Origin of the sequence: Marinobacter sp. DSM 26671 (genome assembly GCF_900112835.1) — a bacterium.
Taxonomy (GTDB): Bacteria; Pseudomonadota; Gammaproteobacteria; order Pseudomonadales; family Oleiphilaceae; genus Marinobacter; species Marinobacter flavimaris.
In genome coordinates this window covers 104226-128262 of record NZ_FONF01000009.1, presented here as the reverse complement: position 1 = coordinate 128262, position 24037 = coordinate 104226, and the positions used below count along the sequence as shown (strand labels likewise).

At 58.3% G+C, this 24037-nt stretch carries 18 protein-coding genes; 10 read left to right on the top strand and 8 right to left on the bottom strand.

Annotated elements, in window-relative coordinates; translation table 11 throughout:
- Positions 1-17 precede the first annotated feature (17 nt).
- Both BM035_RS12070 and BM035_RS12065 read right to left on the bottom strand, forming a co-directional pair.
- Complete coding sequence (locus BM035_RS12070; RefSeq protein WP_092032051.1) at positions 18-1280, bottom strand: substrate-binding periplasmic protein; 1263 nt, start codon at positions 1278-1280, stop codon at positions 18-20.
- Between the two features lie 110 nt (positions 1281-1390).
- Entirely contained in the window at positions 1391-2923 is a 1533-nt protein-coding gene (locus BM035_RS12065) for a cryptochrome/photolyase family protein (RefSeq protein WP_092032049.1), read from the bottom strand.
- A 191-nt stretch (positions 2924-3114) separates the two neighbouring features.
- On the opposite strand from BM035_RS12065, the gene hemN reads away from it, so the two are divergent.
- Entirely contained in the window at positions 3115-4533 is a 1419-nt protein-coding gene (hemN, locus tag BM035_RS12060; RefSeq protein WP_092032146.1) for an oxygen-independent coproporphyrinogen III oxidase, read from the top strand.
- A gap of 114 nt (positions 4534-4647) precedes the next feature.
- Here hemN and BM035_RS12055 read toward each other — a convergent pair whose 3' ends face one another.
- Positions 4648-6663, bottom strand: coding sequence for a methyl-accepting chemotaxis protein (locus tag BM035_RS12055; RefSeq protein ID WP_092032046.1), 2016 nt, complete (start codon positions 6661-6663; stop codon positions 4648-4650).
- Positions 6664-6970: 307 nt separating this feature from the next.
- Between BM035_RS12055 and ubiU the strand changes: the two genes are divergently transcribed.
- The 3 genes from ubiU (at position 6971) to BM035_RS12040 (ending at position 9347) form a co-directional block, all read left to right on the top strand.
- Positions 6971-7966: a ubiquinone anaerobic biosynthesis protein UbiU gene (gene ubiU / locus BM035_RS12050; protein WP_062781162.1), complete on the top strand. Its 996-nt coding sequence runs from the start codon at positions 6971-6973 to the stop codon at positions 7964-7966.
- Positions 7967-7979: 13 nt separating this feature from the next.
- On the top strand, positions 7980-8873 hold the full coding sequence (locus BM035_RS12045; protein ID WP_092032044.1) for a U32 family peptidase: 894 nt from the start codon (positions 7980-7982) through the stop codon (positions 8871-8873).
- 111 nt (positions 8874-8984) lie between these two features.
- Positions 8985-9347: a DUF488 domain-containing protein gene (locus BM035_RS12040; RefSeq protein WP_053115463.1), complete on the top strand. Its 363-nt coding sequence runs from the start codon at positions 8985-8987 to the stop codon at positions 9345-9347.
- 83 nt (positions 9348-9430) lie between these two features.
- On the opposite strand, the gene BM035_RS12035 is transcribed toward BM035_RS12040, so the two are convergent.
- From BM035_RS12035 to BM035_RS12015, 5 genes are all read right to left on the bottom strand, one after another.
- Entirely contained in the window at positions 9431-9757 is a 327-nt protein-coding gene (locus tag BM035_RS12035) for a carboxymuconolactone decarboxylase family protein (RefSeq protein WP_053112957.1), read from the bottom strand.
- Positions 9758-9815: 58 nt separating this feature from the next.
- Entirely contained in the window at positions 9816-11429 is a 1614-nt protein-coding gene (locus tag BM035_RS12030) for a sensor domain-containing diguanylate cyclase (RefSeq protein WP_092032041.1), read from the bottom strand.
- A 214-nt stretch (positions 11430-11643) separates the two neighbouring features.
- Complete coding sequence (gene ubiT, locus BM035_RS12025; protein WP_227507822.1) at positions 11644-12135, bottom strand: ubiquinone anaerobic biosynthesis accessory factor UbiT; 492 nt, start codon at positions 12133-12135, stop codon at positions 11644-11646.
- Between the two features lie 68 nt (positions 12136-12203).
- Positions 12204-12863: a two-component system response regulator NarL gene (narL, locus tag BM035_RS12020; protein WP_053112955.1), complete on the bottom strand. Its 660-nt coding sequence runs from the start codon at positions 12861-12863 to the stop codon at positions 12204-12206.
- A gap of 17 nt (positions 12864-12880) precedes the next feature.
- Positions 12881-14740 (bottom strand): HAMP domain-containing protein, encoded by a 1860-nt coding sequence (locus BM035_RS12015; protein ID WP_053112954.1) that lies wholly within the window; start codon positions 14738-14740, stop codon positions 12881-12883.
- Positions 14741-14921: 181 nt separating this feature from the next.
- Here BM035_RS12015 and BM035_RS12010 point away from each other — a divergent pair, with 181 nt between their 5' ends.
- The 6 genes from BM035_RS12010 (at position 14922) to BM035_RS11985 (ending at position 23958) form a co-directional block, all read left to right on the top strand.
- Positions 14922-16190 (top strand): MFS transporter, encoded by a 1269-nt coding sequence (locus BM035_RS12010; RefSeq protein WP_053112953.1) that lies wholly within the window; start codon positions 14922-14924, stop codon positions 16188-16190.
- Between the two features lie 130 nt (positions 16191-16320).
- Positions 16321-20064 carry a nitrate reductase subunit alpha gene (locus BM035_RS12005; protein WP_092032143.1) on the top strand — a complete coding sequence of 1248 codons (3744 nt, stop codon included), beginning with the start codon at positions 16321-16323 and terminating at the stop codon, positions 20062-20064.
- Positions 20061-21635, top strand: coding sequence for a nitrate reductase subunit beta (gene narH, locus BM035_RS12000; RefSeq protein WP_062781173.1), 1575 nt, complete (start codon positions 20061-20063; stop codon positions 21633-21635). Before BM035_RS12005 ends, narH begins: the two co-directional genes overlap by 4 nt.
- A 10-nt stretch (positions 21636-21645) precedes the next feature.
- Positions 21646-22386 (top strand): nitrate reductase molybdenum cofactor assembly chaperone, encoded by a 741-nt coding sequence (gene narJ / locus BM035_RS11995; protein ID WP_062781175.1) that lies wholly within the window; start codon positions 21646-21648, stop codon positions 22384-22386.
- A gap of 23 nt (positions 22387-22409) precedes the next feature.
- Entirely contained in the window at positions 22410-23087 is a 678-nt protein-coding gene (narI, locus tag BM035_RS11990; RefSeq protein ID WP_092032141.1) for a respiratory nitrate reductase subunit gamma, read from the top strand.
- A 64-nt stretch (positions 23088-23151) separates the two neighbouring features.
- On the top strand, positions 23152-23958 hold the full coding sequence (locus BM035_RS11985) for a peptidylprolyl isomerase (protein WP_092032138.1): 807 nt from the start codon (positions 23152-23154) through the stop codon (positions 23956-23958).
- Positions 23959-24037: the final 79 nt, after the last annotated feature.

Sequence of the window (24037 nt, the reverse complement as noted above, 5' to 3'; positions counted from 1 at the left end):
AAGGACGATTGAATCAATCAGTATTGTTCAGAGTCGCTCAGTGCTTCCTCGATACTGAGTCCGATCACGATCACACCGAGGGCCGGTTCCCCGTGATCATTCAAAACCGGCCTGCTGGCGGTAACCTGGAATCTGGCCGCGGACTTGTCGTACCGAATGGGTGAGAGGTATATCGGTGGATCGCCGCCGGGTTGGGTTGCCTGATTTTCAATGACTTTCTGGAATTTGGGCTCATCACCTTGCCAGTAGTCCGAGGTGAGCTGGCTCATCGCTGCGAGGGTTCCCATGTCATTGACCAGCATTACCTCTGTGACAAGGCCCTGGTGGGAATGTTGCCACGCCTGCAGCGCTTTGGAGCCGGGAAGTGCCAGTATGTCCGCTGCCAGATCTGGCACTGCAAGGGGTGACAGCGCCGTCCATTGGCTGTCGATGGTCATTACGTCAGTAAAGCTCTCCTGCCTCGGTCCTTCGTCGATGATCTGGCGAACATCGAGGATGCTGTTCATTTCCTTGAAAAGCCGACTCGACAGCTCCGAAATGCGTCGATCTTCTTCCTGTGACAGCGCAAGTTGCCCAGCCATACAGCTGTTCAGCGTGCGGTTGAATATGCCGAGGAATTCGGGATTGTCTGAGGTAAAGGTTTCTCCCAGATAAAGGTAAAGCGGGGCATAGCGAACGAAGTGCGCACGGAGCTGCGTGCCGGCCAATTCTTTGGCCTGGCGCAGACGATCCATGACTCGCTCATCCATCAGGGCGGTATCAATCCGGCCCCGCTTGAGCAAGGCCAACAGCTGTGAGGGGGAGGATACGCTCAGGAAAATCCCATAGCTTTTAGCGCTCAGCCAGGCCTCTTCGTTGCTGCCGGCGACAACGCCTATTCGAAGGTCTTTGGTAAACGCTTTGTCGTCGCGAGTGAAAAAGTACCATTTCTCAAGCGCTACCGGATCGCTCCGTGTGGCAATGGTGTCGAGTTCTGCAGAAGGATCAATGGCAAAATAGCCATCGATCATATTGCGTTCCAGCGAATGTATGGCCCGGTTCTGGGGCGTAATCCGGATGCGGGTTGACCAGCCGGCCCGGTTGGCAGCACAAATCACCGTGTCTGCGGTTTCACCGGAGATCTGACTTTCTCCACCCGTGTCAGAGCCCACCATCTGATACGGCGGGCTTTCAAAGGTGTAGAGGTTCAGGATTGGAGGCTGGGCCTGGCAAAGGGGTGATGCCAGTACAGTTGTCAGACCCACTGCCAGTCGAAGGTTCATCGTCGGGGCCGCGTCCATGGTGTTAACAATCCTGATGTCAGGCTAGCACCAATGTGGGGCTTTTGCCGCACAAGTGCAGGACATATTGGCGTAAACACCTGCTTTGCGGAAGCCGACCGATGTTGGGGTTAAAGCTTCTCCAGGTTCGTCAACAAATACCCGGCGCGCTGGAGCAGCGCTTCCCGTTTCTCGGGCTTCTGCTTGTCCCAGTTCCGGTACATCATGCCCATACGCGGGTTTTTGGCAAAGTCGTCCCGATGGCGATCGATGAAATGCCAGTACAGGGCGTTGAACGGGCAGGCGTCATCTTCGGTGGCCTTGTTCACCTTATAATGACAGTTGGCGCAATGGTCCGACATGCGCTGGATATACTTGCCGCTGGCGGCGTAGGGCTTTGAGCCCAGGTAGCCGCCATCCGCGTGCATGACCATCCCCAGCACGTTGGGCAGTTCCACCCAGTCATAGGCATCGGCGTACACCGCCAGGTACCAGTCACAGATTTCCTCTGGCTTGATACCCGCCAGCAGCGCGAAGTTGCCGGTAACCATCAGCCGCTGAATATGGTGGGCGTACGCGTTGCGGCGGGTGGCATCAATGGCCTTGTGCATGCACCGCATTTTCGTGTCCCCGGTCCAGTAGAACCAGGGCAGGGCGCGGGTGTTGCCCAGACGGTTTTCTTTGGCATATCCCGGCATATTCATCCAGTAAATGCCCCGCACGAACTCGCGCCAGCCCAGTATCTGACGGATAAATCCCTCCACCGCGTTGATCGGTGCACGGCCTGAATACCACGCCTGAGCGGCCGCCTCGCAAACCGCCACCGGATCCAGAAGCCCGGAATTGATGTAGGGCGACAGGATGGAATGAAACAGCCAGTCCTCGTTGTCCGAAATCGCGTCCTGATAATCGCCGAAGCAGGGCAGGGCATAATCGATGAAGTGCTCGAGCGCCGCCTGCGAGTCTTCGGCGGTAACGGCAAAATGGAAATCGTCGGTGGTGCCGAAGTGATTGCTGAAGTGCTCATCCACCAGGGCGATAACCTCTTGGGTAATGGCATCGGGCTCTATCCGAAATGGTGCGGGGGCTGGCGGCTTGCCGGTCCATTTCTTCCGGTTGTCCGCATCGAAATTCCACTGACCACCCTCGGGCTCGCCGTCGGATGTCATCAACAACCCGGTCTTGCGCCGCATCTCGCGGTAGAAAAACTCCATCCGCAACTGTTTGCGGCCCTCGGCCCAGTCTGCAAATTCCTGTTTGGTGGCAATGAACCGTGAATCCGGCCGGATTTCCACCGGTACCCCAAGGCGCTCGTGCCAACCACTGATCTGCTCATGCAGCCGCCATTCACCACACTCTGTGGTGATCACGCTCTCGGCATTGATCTGCTTAACCTGCTCGCCAACCACTGCCTCGAGGCTCTGGTGCTCGTTGTCCGGGTGATAGGCCTGGTAGTGAACCTGCCAGCCATCGCTCTCCAGTTGCCGGGCGAAGTGACGCATGGCACTGAACAGCAGTACGATTTTCTTTTTGTGGTGATTGGTGTAGCTGGCTTCCTCATGGACTTCGGCCATCACTATGAGATCCCGATCCTTGTCGGCGTTGTCGAGAGCGCTGATGTTTCTCGTTAACTGGTCGCCGAGAATCAGAATCAGGTTGGCCATGCTGGGGAATCCTCCAATCAGTAAGCTGCGGGCTATGCCCACAAAGGGGTAAACCAAGTACGCCAACAGCCCAAGGGTGGTTCATATGCAGCGTTGGTAAACTGAAACCAACGTTCAGCTGACACGCATCAAAAAGAGGCGACAGGGATTGCCTTAGAATGGCCCCGATTTTATCTGACCCCGAGTTTGACATGACCCCCACATCCGCACTCAAAGCCCAAGACGCTACACTGCCAGAATTCATCTGGGATGACGCCCTGATCCGCCGCTACGACTTGAGCGGCCCGAGGTACACCTCCTATCCCACGGCCGTCGAGTTCAATCAGAACTACCCGATTGAGGACATGGTGAAAGCAGCGGCTCGCAGCAAGGCCAGTGGCCGGCCGCTGTCGCTGTACACCCACCTGCCGTTCTGCGCGCACCTTTGCTACTACTGCGCCTGCAACAAGGTCATCACCAAAAAACGTGACAAGGCCATGCCTTACGTAGAGCGGGTGCTGAAAGAGGCGGCCATCCAGTCAAAACTGTTCGGGGCCGACCGGCCAGTAACCCAGCTGCACTGGGGCGGCGGTACCCCCACGTTTTTACCAAAAGATGTGATGGAACACCTGATGGCGGGTTACGGGGAGCTGTTCAAACTGCAAACCGGTGAGGAGCGGGATTACAGTGTGGAGATCGACCCGCGGGAAGTGGACCAGGATACCCTGCCAACCCTGTGGAACCTGGGCTTCAACCGGATCAGTCTGGGGGTACAGGATGTAAACCCGGAGGTTCAGAAAGCAGTGAACCGTATCCAGCCCCGGGCCATGACCGAAGCGGTGCTCAACGAGGCACGGCGCATCGGCTTCCGGTCCATCAACCTGGACCTGATTTACGGCCTGCCATACCAGACGCCGGAAAGCTTTGCCGAGACCCTGGAAGCGGTGATCGAGATGTCGCCGGACCGGCTGTCAGTGTTCAGCTATGCCCACCTGCCGGACCGTTTCTATCCGCAGACCCGGATTCAGGGCGACACCCTGCCCAGTCCGCAGCAGAAGCTGACCATCCTGCATAACACCATCAACCGTTTGCTGGACGCCGGGTACGAATACATTGGCATGGACCACTTCGCCAAGCCGGACGACAGCCTGGCGGTGGCGCAACGAGAAGGCCGTCTGCACCGGAATTTCCAGGGTTACACCACCCATTCCGAATGCGATCTGGTTTCCCTCGGCGTTTCCGCAATTGGTCAGACGGACGATGCCTATTTCCAGAACAATCACGACCTGCCTTCCTGGGAAGCATCCATTGATGCCGGCCAACTGGCCATCACCAAAGGCGTGAACCTCACTCGGGACGACCGAATCCGCCGCTGGGTGATCGGCCAGCTGATTTGCCAGTTCCGGCTGGACCGTCAGCTGTTTGCGGATGTCTGGCAGGAAGATCTGAATCGCTATTTTGCCGATGAACTCAGCCGCTTGAAGCCCATGATTCAGGATGAGTTGATTGCTGATGATGGCAATGCCCTTCAGGTTCAGCCTGCAGGGCGGTTGCTGATCCGGGCGATCTGCCAGATTTTTGATTTGTACCGCAAAGAGGGCGCCAGCCAGCGGTTCTCGCGGATTATCTGATAGTAGCGGCATGGTCGGGGTCAGAAGAGTGCTTGCTTCTGACCCCATGTTCATTTGCAGAGCCAAAAAAGGGGCTGTCCGTTTCCGGAGAGCCCCTTTTGCGTCTTGCTAGTATCAGCTGTAGGCCGGCACCTTGAACTCGTTGGCAAGGTCCTGAAGGACCCTGGCCAGCCGTGCCTGCTCGCCGGTCACCTGGGTGATTTCCTGGGAGCCGGTCAGCGTCAGTATGGCGGCTTCACTGACTGATTCCATGCTGCCCGCCAGCTCCCGGGTAACCGCCACCTGCTCTTCAGAGGCGGTCGCAATCTGGCCGGCCATATCGGAGATGCTGTTCACGTCGGTCAGGATATCCGCGAAGGTCTGCTCCAGCTCGGACGCCTGCTCACTGGTGGCGTTAGCCAACTTATGGCTTTCGACAATCGAGCGGCTGGCATTGTCTGTAATGCTCTGAAAGCTGGTGATAATCTCCTCGATCTGGGTGGTGGATTCATGGGTCTGTTGCGCCAGAGTGCGGACTTCGTCGGCGACCACCGCAAACCCTCGACCATGCTCGCCGGCGCGGGCGGCTTCAATAGCCGCGTTCAGCGCCAGCAGGTTGGTCTGGTCGGCAACCTTCCGGATCACATCGACCACATCGGCGATGGTTGAGCTGCGGCTTTCCAGCTCTTCGATCACCTCGTTCACCTTCTGAACCGACCTGGCCAGCGACCGGATGCTCCTCACGCTTCCGTGCAATACCTGCTCGCCACTCCGGCTTTTCTCCATGGCACTGCGTGCGGCATCGGCCACCTGCTGGGTGTTCCGGGAGATTTCCTCGGAGGTGGCCGACATCTCTTCGGTGGCCGCGGCAACCTGTTCGATCTGTTGCTGCTGGTTTTTCACCTGGCTGGCATTCTGGCCGGCAGTCGAGCTGGTCTCCTCGGTAGCGGTGGCCAGCTGCACGCTGGATTTGTCGATGTGCAGCAGTGCATTGCCGAAGCGTCCGAACAGTTCGTTGATCGCCTTGCCAATGGTGCCCACTTCATCATGGCTGGAGATTTCAATCTCACGGGTCAGATCCTTGTTGTCCATGGCAAAGCGTACTCCATCCAGCAGTCGACCGACCTGCAAATTGATCGCGCGGATGATAACCAGCATCAGGATCAAGACGATCAGAACCGCGCCGGCGGAAATGACGGCAGCCACCATCAGGTCTCGACGGGCATCGGCGACGCCTGCCGAGGCGAGGCTCATGAGTCCGGAGAGCATTTCCTGTCTGGCCTGATTGAGGACACCGATTCTCTGGGTTGTGGTGGCAAACCAGTCAGATGCGTCCAGTGCATACATGCCAGATGGACTGCTGAACAAGGTTTCACGACGCTCCGCCAGAGCCTGGCTCGCGACACTCAGGTGCTGTTTTTCCAGGGTTTCACGTGTCTTGTCATCCGCCGACAGCATGGCCATGGCTTCATTCAGGTAGGCTTCCTGATGGCCGCCAAGACGTGCAATTCGGGCCACGGCAGGCAGATTGAAGTCACCGCTGCGAATCATCGACGCGCCGGCAGCCCGCTCGCGACCGGCCATCTCTGCGACGTTGGCGAGGGCATAGTAGCCGTTAACCTCGCGAGTAATTTCTGGATCCGTCGAGCGCCGGACGATGAGGCCAATCCGGTCGATCAGCTCCATAATCATCGCGGTATAGCGGGGAGCAGCGTCGCTGCGGTTGTCCACCGAGTTGCGGAGGGCACCAAGATTTCCGAGACCCTCACGGACAGACCGAATGCTTGTTTCAACCGACTGATCGAACTCCGTGTCAGCCATCAGGGCCTCGATTTCACGAAAGTAGGCCGAAATCCGGTTGTCGGTCTGGTTCCGTTGGTCCCTGAGGTCTCTCTCAGCCTGGCGAGCAGCATCGCTTCCCGGTTTGCTGGCAAGGAACACAGCAGAACGGCCACGCTCTTTTTGCAAAGCTTCGGTCAGCGGATCGCCGGCTTGGGCCAGTTCCACCATTTCGCCCAGTTCACGCATGTCGCCGAGTTTTCCATAGCTCAGCACGATACTGCCTGCGGCAAAGAAGAGAATAACGAGCAGAGCCGGCACCACCAGGGTAACCAGCTTGCCTCGCATAGAGAGGTTGTTAATGAGTTTCATAGCCGTGCCTTGATCAAATAGACGTTAAGTCAATTATCCCGGCCTGTCCCGCACAGGTTCTATAATCTTGACGGGGTAACCGATGGGGTAGTTTCAGGTGTGTAAGTTCCTGTGATCGTGTGTTAATTGCCTGATATTGATCAAGAAACGGTGCTGGTACGTAGCAATGCGGAGGGTACCTCTCCCGGGGTAGGTCCCTCGGTCGATGAACCAGCGAGGAGAGCGGCTTGCCCGAGGCTGACAATGGTCAAGGCATTTACTGCGTAAGTGCCGGTAACGTATGGGCATTCTAGTAGTGGAGAATGCCATGGAACTTGTCTGCCCTGCCGGTAGCCTTCCGGCCCTGAAAGCCGCCGTGGAAAACGGTGCCAACGCCGTCTATTTCGGTTTTCGTGACAGCACCAACGCCCGTCAGTTTGCTGGCCTGAACTTCAACGAAAAGCGCGCCGCAGAGGGTGTCGAATATGCCCACTCGCACGGTGCAAGAGTGTTCTGTGCCATCAATACGTACCCGCAACCAGACGGCTGGGAGCAATGGAAGGGGGCGGTAGACCGCGCCGCAAGTCTTGGTGTGGACGCCATCATTCTGGCCGACATGGGCCTGCTGGATTATGCCGCCAACCGGTATCCCAACATCCCACGGCATCTCTCAGTTCAAGGGTCTGCCACGAGCCACGAAGCGCTCTCCTTCTACAAGGACAACTTCGATATTCGCCGGGCCGTGCTGCCCCGGGTTCTGTCACTGGATCAGGTTCGTAGTGTGGCCAAACACAGCCCGGTGGAACTGGAAGTGTTTGCCTTCGGTAGCCTCTGCATCATGGCCGAGGGCCGCTGCTATCTCTCCTCCTACCTGACCGACGAATCCCCTAATACTCGAGGTGCCTGCTCACCGGCCAAGGCCGTGCGCTGGCAGGAAACACCCCTGGGGCTTGAGTCCCGCCTCAACAATGTCCTGATTGACCGTTATGGCCAGGGCGAATCCGCCGGCTACCCGACGCTGTGCAAAGGTCGTTTTGAGGTTGAAGGCAATGTTTATCATGCCATTGAGGAGCCGGTTAGCCTGAACACCCTGGACCTGTTGCCGGAGCTTCAGGCGTTGGGTATCAGTGCCGTGAAGATTGAGGGGCGCCAACGAAGCCCGTCCTACATCGCAGACGTAGCCAGAACCTGGCGCCATGCCCTGGACGAGCTTGACGCCGGCCACGACGGCTTCACTGTTGAACCTCAGTGGCAGCAGACGCTTGCGGGGCTTTCCGAGGGCGGCCTGACAACGCTGGGCGCTTACCATCGCAAATGGAAATAGGGTTTTACCATCCATGTTGAAGTTATCCTTGGGGCCGATCCTGTGGTTCTGGTCCAGGCAGACCGTTTTCGATTTCTATGCCAATGCCGCCGAGTGGCCGGTGGATACCATCTATCTGGGCGAAGTGGTGTGTTCCCGACGGCGGGAACTGAAACCGGATGACTGGCTCGATCTGGCCCGTGATCTGAAAGCCTGTGGCAAGAATGTGGTGCTCTCCACGCTCACGTTGATTGAGTCGGAGGCCGATTTGCGTCGCCTGCGCCGGTTTTGTGAGCAGGATGAATTCCTGGTGGAAGCCAACGATCAGAGCGCTCTGCAGGTGGCTATCCGGAACAGGATCCCGTTTGCTACCGGTCCCTCGATGAACATCTACAACACCGCAACCCTGAAGATCCTCGCCAAACAGGGGCTGAAAGCATGGAACCTGCCGGTGGAGCTGGGCAAGGAAACACTTGAGCAGTTAATCAGGGAGCTGCAGCAGGAAGAACTGGACCTTCCCGCCGAAGTGTTTTCCTGGGGCTTCCTGCCCCTGGCATGGTCCTCCCGCTGCTTTACCGCCCGCCATTACAACCTGCCCAAGGACAATTGTGAGTTCCGCTGCCTGCAGCATCCGGATGGCATGGAATTGCGCTCCCGGGAAAGCCAGGAACTGTTCCGTATCAACGGCATTTCCACCTTGTCTGGCTCCCGTTACGATCTGATGCGGGAGTTGCCGGAAATGGCGCGTATGGGGGTAAGCACCGTGCGCCTGAGCCCGGAGCATCAGGGCATGGAGGAAGTGGTCAGACGCTTTGATCAGATACGCCGGGGTGAATTGCCGGCCACCGATCCGCTGAATTTGGTGGAGGCGCCCCCCTGCAACGGGTACTGGTATGGCAAGCCGGGGATGGATCTGGTCCCGACTTGATCCAGATAAACCCGCTGCTGCGAAAGTTGCCGGCAATTTGTTAGCGTAATACAGCGGAATTGGTCGATATCCGGAATTCTATGATCTGGAACTTCCATGCGGAGAGCGCTGATGGATATTCGCCTGAAACGTGCCTATGAACAACCCGCCCGCTCAGACGGGCAGCGGGTACTGGTTGATCGTATCTGGCCTAGAGGGGTGGCCAAAGAAAATGCGCATATAGCCCATTGGCTGAAAGGATTGGCGCCGTCAACTGAACTGCGGAAGTGGTTCGGTCATGATCCGGGAAAATGGCCGGAGTTTCGGGAGCGGTACCTTGATGAGCTGACATCAGGTGATGCCAGCGAGGATCTTGAGGCATTCAGGAAACTGCTTGAGCAACATGACCGCATAACGCTTGTGTTTGCCGCGAAGGATACCGAGCACAACAATGCTGTGGCGCTCCGGGATTATATTTTGAACGACCAACTCTGAATAGTTAGAGGGTGGCGGACCTCGCCTTCCAGGCCGCCCAGATTGTTGAGAACGCTCGCCCCTTCTTGATCTGTTCGCGAACCTTATTCCTTGCTTAGCGCTTCCTGCGCCCACTGCCAGGCCGCTACCGTTGCCGGAAAGCCTATTGAATTCATACCCAGCACCAACGCGTGCTCAATTTCCTTGCGTGTGATGCCCAGTTCCAGACTCCGACGAATGTGGGACTTCAACGCGGATTCGCGACCTGCACCCACGCATACGCCGAGCTTAACCAGGGCACGCGACTTTTCATCCAGAGGGCCTGCATCGGCGAGGACTTTGCCAAGCTGCTGGTGCGCATCTTGAAGTTCTGGAAATCGATCGCTGAAAGCAACAAAGGTTTTGGGGAGTTCAGTCTTTTCTCTACTCATCAGATTATCCTCGATATTGGGTTTAACTTGGGTGCGTTAGTGCTGTTAGAAGACAGGCTCAATCGGGACGGGTTCTCTGGGTGGCCGATTCCGCTGCCTCTACCCGGTCTCGACCATTGGTCTTGGCTCTGAATAAAGCCTTGTCCGCCCGAATCAACGCGTGGTGGGGCAGTTCTTCCGGTGAAACTTCTGCAACGCCAAGGCTAATTGTCAGGTGGCCTACCAGAGGAAAGGATGCTTCCTTGACTCTCTCGCGAAGGGCATCGGCCAATAGCAGCGCCCCTTCCAATGAAGTTTGCGGAAGTAGCAGTACAAATTCTTCTCCGCCCCATCGTGCCAGCCGGTCTGCCTGCCTCAGGCGCTGCCGTAGCTCGTCGGTCAAGATCTGTAAGGTTACATCCCCTGCGTCATGGCCGAATTGATCGTTGACCCTCTTAAAGTGGTCAATGTCGACAAGCACAAGGGAGTAAGGCTGGCTGTACCGGATTGCTTCTTCGTGAGTTTCCAGCAGCGATTGTTCGAAACGTCGCCGGTTCCATAGTCCGGTCAGGGGGTCGTGGAAGGCCTCGTGCTCAAGCTTGGCCATGGTCTTTTTGTGGTCGGTTATGTCCCAGTACTGCCAGAGGTGGCCAACGTAAGTCTGCTCATTGAAGACGGGGATATAGGTACGCTCCAGGATCCGTCCATCGGACAGGTGCAGCTCATCTGTTTTCGTTTGCCTGGCAAGTAATGCGGCTTCAATACCTGCGATAAAAGAGTCTGGGTCGCGGAAGAAAGTCTTGCTCTGCTCTGCGGCGGCCGCACAGTCCATTCCATGAAGTGATTCCGGTGGCACAGGAATGCTGAAAATGTCACAGAAGCTCTGGTTGGCAAGCAGCATTTTTCGGTTTTCATCTTCCACCACAATCCCTCCCCGAAGGCTCTGCAGCAGAGCAGCTAATCGTTCGCGGGCGTTGATCAGGGCCGTTTCGCTTTCCATTCGGGCGGTTATGTCTATCTCACTGGCTAGTATGACGCGCTCACCTGTCGCAGGGTCGAGAGTACGTCGAAAATCCACCCGGTGCCAACGTTCCCCGGCGCTTGTCTGAACTGGTGCTTCCAGCGAGTAGCTTTCTGCATCGCTTTCCGCCCAGAGGCGCACGTCTTTCTTGTCTGACTGACGAGCGAAGCTGCTGGTTAAATCTGCGTCAGCCGACAGAATGGTCATAGCCGACGGATTACGGGTGAGCAAGTTGCCCTGCATATCAAAGGCGGACATAAGCGTTGGGGTATGACGCAGAGCTTCCTGGGCGCGAAGGGCCTGAATGTCTGGCTCTGTAACAGGCTGCGCCTCTACCAGCATTCCCTGGCCATTCTGCAGGGGAAAGCTGGAGCAGACGCAACGCATGGGCACAGGCTCACCGTTGGGGTAGAGGGTCCAGGTCTCGAGCACCGTTTCGCCGGCCTTGAATCGGGCCAGATAGTCTAGGAGGCGGGCTCGGGCGGAAACCGAAATTTCAGTAGCGAAATCCCTCGAAAGCAGTTCTTCCAGATTTTTGGCGCCCCATATCCTTACGCCGGCAGCGTTGGCCCAGCACATACCGAGGTTTTCAATATCGAAAACCCAGACAGGGGTTTTTAGACGGTCAGCAACGGCAAACGGTTCTGCTGAAAAAGGTGGAGCGCTGTTCATGGGATCTGGCGAATTTGCGTTGGAAAAATCATCGTTTGATTTTCACCCATTGCTGCGGAAGGCGCCATACCCAGGAAAGGCCTACCCCATCGGGAGTAGTTGCAGATTGCACTTGGTGGTTATGCCATTATTTTTAACTGTTTACTGTTCACTTTGCGCTACTCTCTCATTTTCGCCCCGTCCCGATGGCAGAATAACCAATAAGTCTGAAACATCATCGCATCAGCAGATAACGAAGGTGGAAACGCCATTCGATACTGTCCAATAGATTCTTGAGCGACAACCCCAGTTCGGTGTCGCCTTCAATGACCAGCCGACGCTGGAAAAACAACTGATCGGGATCCTGCCTGCGTTCCGCGAGCGTTCTGAAAGCAGCCAGTGAGCCGCGGATGGTTGCCTCGCCAGGGCCGTCGACCACCCTGAGGCGCGCGGCCCAGAAGCCAATGGTGATACCGGGTTGTCCGCCATGCACCTCGAGGCGAATACGCCGCCCTTCGAAGTCATCAAATTCTCCGTCTTCGATTGCCCGGGCAAAAATGCGATTAAGCGGCGCTTCTACGGCCAGCTGCTTCAGGGGCACCGGGACTCGGCGATCAATGGCGCCCAGCATGGGCACGGGGGAGGGCAGGTATTCCCGAAAGACCGAAAACGTTTGCTCCACGAGGGGAGAGTCCAGGGAGGTGATGGAAGCTAGTGGAAAAGCCATGCTTTACTCCGGGCGGTCAGTAACCGGCCTAGAGTAAAGCAAAGTTCTCCGGAAGGATTTGATATAACTCAGCCCTTGTGAAGGCCTTCCTCTACCGCCCAGACGGCCACTTCCACCCGGGAGCGCAGGTTGAGTTTCTTCAGCAGGTGCTTCACGTGCACCTTGACCGTTCCGTCACTGATGTCGAGTTTGCGGCCAATCATCTTGTTGGATAGTCCCTCGGCGATCAGGCGCAGGATATCCTTTTCCCTTGGGGTCAGGCTGTCAAAATCCGGGCGTGATGCCTGCTGGGGCTTGTGGGAGCGCAGGGCTTCGGCCAGCAGCGTGGTGAGTCGGTCGCTGATGACCATTTTGCCGACCGCCGCCTGATGGAGCTGGGTGATCATGTCTTCCGGCTCCATGTCCTTCAGCAGGTAACCGTCAGCGCCGGCCCGGAGAGCCGCTACCACGTCGTCTTCCTGATCAGAGACTGTGAACATGACAATGCGGGAACTGATGTTTTGTTCCCGCAACTTCTTGAGGGCTTCAATGCCGTCCATCTCCGGCATGTTCAGGTCCATCAGGATCAGGTCTGGCTCCAGCTCGGTTGCCAGCCGGATGCCGTCGGCAGCGTTGCTGGCCTCGCCAGCCACGACCATATCGTCTTCCATGTCGATCAGCTGTTTGATGCCCTGGCGAAGAAGCGGGTGATCATCGATCAGCAGAACACTTGCGGGTGACTCAGACATCAGGTTCTCTCTTGTTGTCAGGCATTTGATGCTTCTGTAGGAATCAGATTACGGCTTTTGGGGACGTAGCCCAGGGTGACTTCCACACCCCCTTCCTCCCGGTTGCTTACTTCGACTTTGCCGCCCAGCGTTCGGGCACGATCCTGCATGATGATCAGGCCGTAGTGATTGACGGGCTGATCACTGCCGGGCAGCCCCTTGCCATTGTCCCGAATCCGAACCCGCACCTGCGGTGATTCGAACAGGACATCCACGGTTATGTCTGTGGCATCCGCATGTTTAACCGCGTTGGCCAGACCTTCCCTCACGATCTGAAGGGTATGGATCTCCTCGTTTGGGGACAAGGTTTGCGGTGGCAGATTGTAGTGCAGCTCAACCGGTTTACCCAACCGCTCCGAGAACTCTTCAATGGTCTTTTGGAGGGCAGTAAACAGGTCCGGCGTATCAAGCTTCAGGCGGAAGGTAGCCAGCAGCTCCCTGAGCTGCCGGTAAGCACTGTTCAGGCCGTTACTCAGTTCATCGAGAATGGCCTCGTGAATCTCTTGCTTCTCGCCCTCAATATTGAGGCGGCGCAATCGGGCCACCTGCATTTTCAGGTATGAGAGCGACTGGGCCAGAGAATCATGAAGCTCCCGCGCGATCACGGTGCGCTCCTCGGCGAGGGTCTGCTGCTGCTCCTCGGTGATCTGACGTTCCAGAAAAATGGCGGTGGCCAGCTGGTCGCTGAGGGTTTCCAGCAGGCGGCGGTTGGTTTTTGACAGGCCTTCCTTGGCCGGGTACCAGACTTCCAAAGTACCCAGTAATTGCCCTGGGGTGCGAATTGGAAGCAGGAGTCTGCGACCGTCGTTGGCTTCCACGGGAAGCTCGTCATACGCCTCTGGTGTCACCAGGCAGGCATTGCAATGATGATCGCGGCAGTAGAAAGGGCGTTCCCGGGTGGCTGTCGTGATGGCTTCCACCGGTTCCGAGGACTGCTTGTCATGGAGAAAGAGGCGGATCGGCCCGATGCCCAGAAGCTGCTCAAGTTCCTGAAGCATGGGGATCGCCCCGTGACACAGATCGTGCTTGGCGAACAGGTCGCGGCTTGCCGAGTGCAGCAGCTGGAGGGCCGTGTGGCTTTTTTCGAGCTCTTCCGTTTTCAGGCGCGCCCGTTCCTCCAGCTCGTGGTAAGTCAATGCCAGCTCGCTGGTCATCTGGTCGAAGGCCTGGCCCAGTTGCGCGAGCTCGTCAGAGCCGGCCAGGTCGGCTCGGCGGGAGAAATCCTGTTCGCCAACGGCGTTGGCAATGCTCACCAGCTTGCGCAATGGCCGCAGAATCCGGTTTTTCAGGTCAATGAACAGCGCGACGATGATCAGGATTGAAAAGGCCAGACTGATGATCTGGATCAGGTGCAGCAGGTCAATGCGCGCCTCGGTGCGTTGTTCCAGCATCTTGACCAGCTGGTCCACGCGATCAACGTATTGTTGCGTTGAGGCGAGCATATTCACGGTTATGGGCGTGCCCTGATCGTGATTCTGCATGGCCGGCCGGAGCATGGTTTGCCAGGATTCCAGAATCATCTGGTACTGAATGGCAAGCGGATGCTCCCGGCTCTCGGGGATCGCATGGGTAATGCTCGAATCGGCCAGCTTGGCCTCGTAACGGTCGAGCATCTGCACGATGGAGTCTAACCCCGATGCCGGCGCTTCCGGGCCGGCACTCCGGGCCAGTAACTGGAATGCCCCCATGCGCAAGGCACCTGCCAGATTGATGGCAGTGGCATTGCCTTCAATGCTTTTGGAAACCGCAAGCGTGGTCGCCATGCTGACAATGGCTGTCAGCACCACGGCGCCAACAACGATGGCGATTCGGGTTACAAGCGGGCTTCTGGGTGTCATCGACTCTTTTGCGCATCGGTGTATTTGGCGGGACGGACTGAATTATGCCCGGCCCGGACAGTCCCTGATACCTCCTTGAGGATAGTCAATTACCCCAATGGTTGGTAACCCATCATAATCTTTGACCCTTTTATGATCAAAAGATGAAACTGAAAAGCAGGTTTTTAGCAGAGCAAAAGCAATGAAGTCCGAAAGGGATGGTGCAGAGGACCGGCTGGCGTCACTGGCGGTGGTACTGCCGCTGGCGATGGCGGGCTTCGTTGTTGCTGCCGGATGCTGGACCCTGTTCGCGGTAGCCGGAGTCCACCTGCGCCTGGAACTGGATCTCAGCGACATCCAGTTTGGCTTCCTGCTGGCGATGCCGATGGCGGTTGGGGCAGCACTCGCCGTTCCGGCAGGGATTGCTGCACAGAAATTCGGTGCCCGTCGGATCATGCTGATCTGTCTGGCCGGACTTGCCGCCTGCATGCTGATACTTTTAATCACCGACACCTTTCCAGGCTACCTGATCGCCGCTGGCGGATTGGGGCTGGCGGGCGGATTCTACAGTGCCGGGTTACAGTTCGTGACGGGACACTGTGAATCTCCACGCCTGGGCCTTGTCCTGGGGGTATTCGGTGCCGGAGTCACCGGCGCCGGATTCAACTACTACCTCGTGCCTCTATTTCATGAAGCTTTTTCCTGGCACGGGGTGCCGCTGGCGTACCTCATCGTCCTGGTGCTGGTTCTTGCCTTGCTGGTCATGCTGACCGATCCGGAAGACGCGGCGGCGGACCCGAGCGCTGAAACGTCAGTCAGGATTTTGTTGCGCCAGATGCAGTCAAAGAGAGCCGGTCAGCTCTGCGGCTATTTTGGCATTGTTGCCGGTAGTTTCTTTGCCCTGGCGCTGTGGCTGCCGGATTATCTGTCGTCACAGTTCGAGCTGCCGGTGGATTCCGGTGCCCGGCTGGCGCAATGGTTTGTTATTCCGGGAGCCCTGGCCCAGATCGCTGGCGGAGGTTTTTCCGATCGGTTCGGCAGTGCAAGAGTTGTCAGCCGGGCTCTGGTTGTCTGCCTGATTGCGCTGTTTGTTCTGTCCTACCCACCCATGACGCTCTTCATCCAGGGCGTCGACGCCATGATCCGTGTTGAATTTGCCCTGCCCATGCAGGTCGAGAGCGTGTTTGTGGTGACTCTCGGGCTGGCCATGGGTTGCACCATGGGGAGTCTCCAGCGGCTGGTCATTATCGAAAATCGGCCTGTGGCGGCCTTTGTTGCCGGGCTGCTTCTGGTTAGCGCCTGTTCCGTGGCGTTTCTTCTACCAGTGATCTTCAGCAGTGTGAACCACTGGCTGGGCATCCGCAGTGCGGTCTTCATGATTCTCTTCCTCTTACTTGTGGGCTGCCTGTTCCTGTTTGCCCGGGAAAGTCGCCGGCACGAGCGCGAGCACCTTCTCCACCCGGGGATATAGGCCGCCTACCCCCTGGGTGGTAGAAGCGGGTTATGAGGTAGTAACCACGCAGATTTCGCGGTTTTTCTCACACACAATGGTCTCAAATCGGAGCAACGATCCAGCAGACGGGTTGATGGAGAAAGAGACCATGAGTCATTTGATCGATAAACTGAATTACTTCAGGAAGAAGCGCGAGCCGTTCGCCAACGGCCATGGCGAAACCCACGAAGTCAGTCGCGAGTGGGAAGACAGCTACCGCCAGCGCTGGCAGCACGACAAGATCGTGCGTTCCACCCACGGCGTCAACTGCACCGGTTCCTGCAGCTGGAAAATCTACGTCAAGAACGGCCTGGTGACCTGGGAAACCCAGCAGACCGATTACCCCCGTACCCGTCCGGATCTGCCCAACCATGAACCCCGCGGTTGCCCACGTGGTGCCAGCTACTCCTGGTACATGTACAGCGCCAACCGCCTGAAGTACCCGTTGATGCGCAAGCACCTGATGAAGCTCTGGCGCGCGGCGAAAGTTGAGCACAAGGATCCGGTGGATGCCTGGGCGTCCATTGTTGAAGATCCCAAGAAAACGGCGGAGTACAAGCCGCGCCGGGGTATGGGCGGCTTCGTGCGTTCCAGCTGGGACGAAGTCAACGAGCTGATTGGCGCCTCCAACGTCTACACCGCCAAGAAGTATGGCCCGGACCGCATCATCGGCTTCTCGCCCATTCCTGCCATGTCCATGGTCTCCTACGCGGCTGGTAGCCGCTACCTGTCGATGATTGGCGGCGTTTGCATGAGCTTCTACGACTGGTACTGCGATCTGCCGCCGGCCTCCCCGCAAACCTGGGGCGAGCAGACCGACGTGCCTGAATCCGCGGACTGGTACAACTCCGGCTACATCATTGCCTGGGGCTCCAACGTGCCCCAGACCCGTACCCCCGATGCTCACTTCTTCACCGAAGTGCGCTACAAAGGCACCAAGACCGTTGCCATCACGCCGGACTACGCCGAAGTTTCCAAGCTGTCCGACGAGTGGATGAATCCGAAGCAGGGCACAGACGCCGCCCTGGGCATGGCCATGGGCCACGTCATCCTGAAAGAGTTCCACGTCGACAAGCCCAGTGAGTACTTCACCGACTACGTGCGTCGCTACACCGACATGCCTTACCTGGTCATGCTGGAAGAAAAGGACGACGGCAGCTTCGTGCCGGGCCGGTTCCTGCGCGCCAGTGACCTGGTAGACGGTCTGGGTGAAGAGAACAACCCCGAGTGGAAAACCATCGCAATCGACGAGGCTTCCGGTGAGCTGACGGCTCCCAATGGCTCTATTGGCTATCGCTGGGGCGAAAAGGGCAAGTGGAACCTGAAACAGACCGCCAAGGGCTCCGACGTCAACCTGCAGCTGTCCATGGTCGAGAAACACGACGACGTTGTGGACGTGGCCTTCCCGTACTTCGGTGGTATCGAGCACGACCACTTCAAGCATGTGGAAATCAAGGATGTGCTCAAGCACAAGCTGGGTACCCGCAAGGTAAAGCTGGCGGATGGCTCCGAAGGGCGCGTGGTGACTGTCTATGATCTGATGGTCGCCAACTATGGCATCAGCCGTGGCCTGGGCGAGGATGACGGTGCCACTTCCTATGACGAGGTGAAGCCCTACACCCCGGCCTGGCAGGAAAAGATCACCGGCGTGCCCGCCGAGAAAGTGATCCGCATTGCCCGTGAGTTCGCGGACAACGCCGACAAGACCAAAGGTCGTTCCATGGTCATCGTCGGTGCCGGTATGAACCACTGGTACCACATGGACATGAACTACCGTGGCCTGATCAACATGCTGATCATGTGTGGCTGTATCGGCCAGAGCGGTGGTGGCTGGGCCCACTACGTTGGCCAGGAGAAGTTGCGCCCGCAGACCGGCTGGCAACCGCTGGCGTTTGGTCTGGACTGGCAGCGTCCGCCCCGGCACATGAACTCCACCTCCTTCTTTTACGCGCACTCCGGGCAGTGGCGCTACGAGAAGCTGGGTGTTGACGAGATCCTGTCTCCGCTGGCGGACAAATCCAAATTCGGTGGCAGCCTGATCGACTACAACGTGCGCGCCGAGCGTATGGGCTGGCTGCCGTCTGCGCCGCAGCTGAACCGCAACCCGCTGGGTATTGCGGCCGAGGCTGAAAAGGCGGGTATGGAAGTGGCTGATTATGTGGCGCAATCCATGAAGGACGGCTCCCTGGCGTTTGCCAGTGAGGATCCGGAAGCGCCCCAGAACCACCCGCGCAACCTGTTCATCTGGCGCTCCAACCTGTTGGGTTCCTCGGGTAAGGGCCACGAGTACATGCTGAAATATCTGCTGGGCACCAAGAGTGGCCTGCAGGGCAAGGACCTGGGCCACGAAGGTGGCGCCAAGCCGAAAGAGGTCAAATGGCATGACGAGGCGCCGGAAGGCAAGCTCGACCTGCTGGTGACTCTGGACTTCCGCATGTCCACCACCTGCCTGTATTCCGACATCGTCCTGCCGACGGCCACCTGGTACGAGAAGAACGACCTGAACACCTCGGATATGCACCCGTTCATCCACCCGCTGACCGCAGCCACCGATCCTGCCTGGGAAGCGCGCAGTGACTGGGAAATCTACAAGGGCATCGCCAAGGCGTTCTCGAAAGCCACCGAAGGCCATCTCGGTGTCGAGAAAGACGTGGTCACCCTGCCGTTGCTGCACGACGCGCCGGCCGAGCTGGGCCAGCCGTTCGATGTGAAGGACTGGAAGCGCGGCGAGTGCGAGCTGATCCCGGGCAAGACGGCGCCCAATTTCATGACCGTTGAGCGGGATTACCCGAACACCTACGCGCGCTTTACCTCCCTTGGCCCGCTCATGGACAAGCTGGGGAACGGTGGCAAAGGCATCAACTGGAACACCGAGAAAGAGGTGAAGTTCCTGGGGGACCTGAACTTCAAGCACATCGACGGTGCCAACGCCGGCCGCCCGAAAATTGAGAGCGCCATCGATGCGGCGGAAGTGATCCTGACTCTGGCGCCGGAAACCAACGGCCAGGTTGCGGTCAAGGCCTGGCAGGCGCTCTCCGACATTACCGGTCTGGACCACACCCATCTGGCCACCAACAAGGAAGAGGAAAAAATCCGCTTCCGGGACATCGTGGCGCAGCCGCGCAAGATCATTTCCAGCCCGACCTGGTCTGGCCTGGAAGACGAGCACGTGTCCTACAACGCCGGCTACACCAACGTCCACGAACTGATCCCCTGGCGCACCCTGACCGGCCGTCAGCAGTTCTACCAGGACCACGAGTGGATGCGCGCCTTTGGCGAAAGCCTGCTGGTCTACCGTCCGCCGATCAACACCAAGACGGTCAGCAGCATGCTGAACCAGCGCAGCAACGGCAATGCCGAGAAAGCGCTGAACTGGATTACGCCGCACCAGAAGTGGGGTATTCACAGCACCTACAGCGACAACCTGCTGATGCTGACCCTTTCACGCGGTGGGCCAATCGTGTGGCTGAGTGAAGACGATGCCAAAGAACTGGCGATCGAAGACAACGACTGGATCGAGCTGTTCAACGCCAATGGCGCGATTGCAGCCCGGGCAGTGGTCAGCCAGCGAGTGATGCCGGGCATGGTCATGATGTACCACGCCCAGGAGCGGATCGTGAACATTCCGGGCTCGGAAATCACCGGCACCCGCGGCGGTATCCATAACTCGGTTACCCGTGTGTGCCCGAAACCGACCCACATGATTGGCGGTTACGCCCAGTATTCCTACGGCTTCAACTACTACGGCACCGTAGGCTCCAACCGCGACGAATTCGTGGTGGTTCGCAAGATGCACAACGTCGACTGGCTCGACGGTGAAGGCAATGACACTGTTCAGGAGGCTGTAAAATGAAAATCCGTTCCCAAGTCGGCATGGTGCTGAACCTGGACAAGTGCATCGGTTGCCACACCTGTTCAGTGACCTGCAAAAACGTATGGACCAGCCGTGAAGGCATGGAGTACGCCTGGTTTAATAACGTCGAAACCAAGCCCGGTATCGGCTACCCGAAAGAGTGGGAGAACCAGGACAAGTGGAAGGGCGGCTGGATGCGTGACAGCTCCGGCAAGATCCGCCCGAAGATCGGTGGCCGTTTCCGGGTACTGGCGAACATCTTCGCCAACCCCGATTTGCCACAGATCGACGATTACTACGAGCCGTTTGATTTCGATTACCAGCACCTGCACACCGCTGGCGACACCAAGCACCAGCCGGTGGCACGGCCGCGCTCGCTGATTTCCGGCCAGCGCATGCAAAAAATCGAATGGGGCCCGAACTGGGAAGAGATTCTCGGTACCGAGTTCGCCAAGCGCCGCAAGGACAAGAACTTTGACCAGGTGCAGGCGGACATCTACGGCCAGTTTGAAAACACCTTCATGATGTACCTGCCGCGCCTGTGCGAGCACTGCCTGAACCCGGCCTGCGTTGCCAGCTGCCCCAGCGGTGCCATCTACAAGCGTGAGGAAGACGGCATCGTCCTGATCGACCAGGACAAGTGCCGTGGCTGGCGGATGTGTGTCTCCGGCTGCCCGTACAAGAAGATCTACTTCAACTGGAAAACCGGCAAGTCCGAGAAGTGCATTTTCTGCTACCCGCGGATCGAGGCTGGCATGCCAACCGTGTGCTCCGAGACCTGCGTGGGCCGGATTCGCTACCTGGGTGTGTTGCTGTACGACGCAGACCGCATCGAAGAGGTGGCCAGCGCCCCGGGCGAGCACGAGCTGTACGAGAAGCAGCTGGAAATCTTCCTGGACCCGTTCGACCCGAAAGTGATCGAGCAGGCGAAGAAAGATGGCATTCCGATGAATGTGATCGAAGCCGCCCAGCAGAGCCCTGTCTACAAGATGGCGGTGGACTGGAAGCTGGCCCTGCCGCTGCACCCGGAGTACCGCACTCTGCCCATGGTCTGGTACGTACCGCCCCTGAGCCCGATTCAGTCTGCCGCGGAGGCTGGCAAGGTCGAGTTCGACGGCGTACTGCCGAAGATCGAAAGCTTGCGGATCCCGGTGAAGTACCTGGCCAACCTGCTTACCGCCGGTGATGAGAAGCCGATCGTGCTGGCCCTCAAGCGGATCATGGCCATGCGCCTTTACAAGCGCGCAGAGACCGTGGAAGGCAAGGAAGACCTGCGCGCCCTTGAAGAAGCTGGTCTGACCAAGGCCCAGGCGGACGAGATGTACCGCTACCTGGCCATCGCCAACTATGAGGACCGCTTCGTGATCCCCACCAGCCACCGTGAGCTGGCGAAGGAAGCCTTCCCCGATGCCACCGCCCATGGCGAGCGCAACGGCTGCGGCTTCAGCTTCGGTGAAGGCTGCAACGGCGACAGCAAGTTCAACATGTTCGGTGGCCGTAAACAGACCACCAGCATGGTCCAGAAGCTGTCGACCGTGAAGCAGGTCGATCCGAAGCAACTGCAGGAATAAGGAGGCCGCGATGCAACTTTTAAAAGTACTGGCAAGGGTGCTTGAGTACCCGACCGAAGAACTCCAGGCCTCCAAAGACGCCCTGATTGCCGCTGTCCTCGAGGACAGCCGGCTGCCGAGGCAGAACAAGGAGCAACTGCTCCGCTGTGTGGAGATGCTATGCGATGCCGACCTGCTGGACATGCAGGAAAACTACGTCGGCATGTTCGACAAAGGCCGCGCCACGTCGCTGCTGCTGTTCGAGCACGTGCACGGGGAATCCCGCGACCGGGGCCAGGCCATGGTGGACCTGATGGAGGAGTACCGCACCAACGGTCTGGAGATCGACGCCCGGGAGCTGCCGGACTACCTGCCGCTGTTCCTGGAATACCTTTCCACTCGCCCCTGGGATGAGATCCGGAACTGGCTGGAGGACATCCACCACATCCTCGGACTGCTGGGCGAGCGCCTGTACCAGCGGGAGAGTTTTTATCACGTGGTGATGGACTCCCTGCTGATCCTGTCGGGCCGCAATGCCAATCGTCAGGAGCTGGCGCAGATTGTCGCCTCGGAAGAACGTGACGACACGCCTGAGGCCCTGGACAAGGTCTGGGAAGAGGAAATGGTGAAGTTTGTCGATGATCAGGGCAGTTCCTGCAGCAGTAGCAGCGTTGTTGGTCAGCGCCGCCGCGAACTGGAACAGACCCAGACCATTCACCTGAGTGATCAGCTGATGACGGATGCAACACCCCGTCAGGCAGGGCGCGCCTGAGGGCGCAGGAGGAAACGGAAATGATGTCCTATCTGAACACACTGATTTTCGGGGTTTATCCCTACATTGCGATCGCCATTCTGGTGATTGGAACCTGGGCCCGCTACGACCAGGGCCAGTTTACCTGGAAGGCTCACTCCAGCCAGATGTTGCGCAAGAAGAACATGGTGATGGCCAGCGTGCTGTTCCATGTTGGCGTACTGGTGATCTTCTTCGGCCACCTCTTGGGCCTGCTGACACCGCACGCACTCTATGAGCCGTTCATGACCCCGGGCACCAAGCAGGTGATGGCAATCGTGGTTGGCGGGATCGCCGGCGTGATGGCCATTATCGGCGGCGGCATGCTCGCCTGGCGCCGGCTGACCGATCCACGTGTCAAGGCCAGCAGCACCTTTGCGGACAACATGATCATCGTCATCCTTGTCATTCAGCTGGCACTCGGCCTGCTGACCATTCTGCCCACCATGGGTCACCTGGATGGCAGCACCATGCTCAAGTTCTCCGCCTGGGCCCAGGGCATTGTGACCCTCCAGGGCGGCGTGGCCGGCTACATTGCCGACGTGCACTGGATCTACAAGACCCACATCTTCCTGGGCCTGACCATCTTCGTACTCTTCCCGTTTACCCGACTGGTGCACATGCTCAGCGTGCCGGTGGAGTATTTCGGGCGCAGGTACCAGGTGGTTCGCAAGCGCGCCTGATGCAAATGAAATCGGGGTCGGATGAAAGCATTCATCTGACCCCATGTTTACCGAGGTTATTGCTATGCAACTCATCCCCGTCGGCGACGCCGAAAAACCCAGAAACCAGTTCCCGCCGGTCACCGTGGGTGAAACCCTCATCGGCGAAGACGACATCGCCCGGGAAATGCAGCACCACCCGGCCGAAGAAGTCGCCGAAGCCTGGCATGAAGCCGCCAGAAGCCTCGTTATCCGCGAGCTCCTCCTGCAACAGGCCTGCCGTCTCAAGCTCGATGACATTGCCGACGAAGAAGACCGCATTGTCCGTGTCCTGGAACTCGAACTCAACGTACCGGACCCAACCGAAGAGGACTGCGAACGCTTCTACAAGGCCAATCCGGCCCGCTTCCGCAGCCCCACACTGATGGCCGTCAGCCACATCCTTCTTGCCGCCGCCCCGGACGACGTCCAGGAACGCATCCGCCAGGAAGAAGCCGGCCAACAGTTGCTGTCGTCCCTCATCAACGGCCGCTCCCAGTTCGCCGAACTGGCCAAACAATACTCCGCCTGCGAGTCCCGCCATCAGGGCGGCAGCCTCGGCCAGATCAGCAAGGGCCAGACAGTGGAAGAATTCGAGCGCCCCGTCCTGTCCCTGGAAGAAGGCCTCAACCCGGAACTGATCGAAACCCGCTACGGCTGGCACATCGTCCGCGTCGACCAGCGAATCGACGGCCAGCAGCTCCCGTATGAGCACGTCAAACCCCAGATCCGACAGTACCTGAGCGAGAGTGTAACCCGCCGGGCGTTTCGTCAGTACCTGCAGGTTCTGGCAGCGGAAACTGGCGTAGAAGGAGTAGATCTCGAGCTGCCCGACTCGCCACTAATGCAGTAAAAGGCGCGCGACCAAAGCCTGGAGACTGGCAGGAACCCCCTTTCCAAAACTGTCTGCAGCCATGGATGGCTGCAGTCAA

Excerpts from the sequence above, each read along its gene's own strand:
- ubiU (WP_062781162.1), top strand. The coding sequence starts at position 6,971 with ATGGAACTTGTCTGCCCTGCCGGTAGCCTTCCGGCCCTGAAAGCCGCC.
- narJ (WP_062781175.1), top strand. The coding sequence starts at position 21,646 with ATGCAACTTTTAAAAGTACTGGCAAGGGTGCTTGAGTACCCGACCGAA.
- BM035_RS12005 (WP_092032143.1), top strand. The coding sequence starts at position 16,321 with ATGAGTCATTTGATCGATAAACTGAATTACTTCAGGAAGAAGCGCGAG.
- BM035_RS12055 (WP_092032046.1), bottom strand. The coding sequence starts at position 6,663 with ATGAAACTCATTAACAACCTCTCTATGCGAGGCAAGCTGGTTACCCTG.
- BM035_RS12070 (WP_092032051.1), bottom strand. The coding sequence starts at position 1,280 with ATGGACGCGGCCCCGACGATGAACCTTCGACTGGCAGTGGGTCTGACA.
- hemN (WP_092032146.1), top strand. The coding sequence starts at position 3,115 with ATGACCCCCACATCCGCACTCAAAGCCCAAGACGCTACACTGCCAGAA.
- BM035_RS12015 (WP_053112954.1), bottom strand. The coding sequence starts at position 14,740 with ATGACACCCAGAAGCCCGCTTGTAACCCGAATCGCCATCGTTGTTGGC.
- ubiT (WP_227507822.1), bottom strand. The coding sequence starts at position 12,135 with ATGGCTTTTCCACTAGCTTCCATCACCTCCCTGGACTCTCCCCTCGTG.
- BM035_RS12045 (WP_092032044.1), top strand. The coding sequence starts at position 7,980 with ATGTTGAAGTTATCCTTGGGGCCGATCCTGTGGTTCTGGTCCAGGCAG.
- BM035_RS12065 (WP_092032049.1), bottom strand. The coding sequence starts at position 2,923 with ATGGCCAACCTGATTCTGATTCTCGGCGACCAGTTAACGAGAAACATC.
- BM035_RS12035 (WP_053112957.1), bottom strand. The coding sequence starts at position 9,757 with ATGAGTAGAGAAAAGACTGAACTCCCCAAAACCTTTGTTGCTTTCAGC.
- narI (WP_092032141.1), top strand. The coding sequence starts at position 22,410 with ATGTCCTATCTGAACACACTGATTTTCGGGGTTTATCCCTACATTGCG.
- BM035_RS12030 (WP_092032041.1), bottom strand. The coding sequence starts at position 11,429 with ATGAACAGCGCTCCACCTTTTTCAGCAGAACCGTTTGCCGTTGCTGAC.
- BM035_RS11985 (WP_092032138.1), top strand. The coding sequence starts at position 23,152 with ATGCAACTCATCCCCGTCGGCGACGCCGAAAAACCCAGAAACCAGTTC.
- BM035_RS12010 (WP_053112953.1), top strand. The coding sequence starts at position 14,922 with ATGAAGTCCGAAAGGGATGGTGCAGAGGACCGGCTGGCGTCACTGGCG.
- narH (WP_062781173.1), top strand. The coding sequence starts at position 20,061 with ATGAAAATCCGTTCCCAAGTCGGCATGGTGCTGAACCTGGACAAGTGC.
- narL (WP_053112955.1), bottom strand. The coding sequence starts at position 12,863 with ATGTCTGAGTCACCCGCAAGTGTTCTGCTGATCGATGATCACCCGCTT.
- BM035_RS12040 (WP_053115463.1), top strand. The coding sequence starts at position 8,985 with ATGGATATTCGCCTGAAACGTGCCTATGAACAACCCGCCCGCTCAGAC.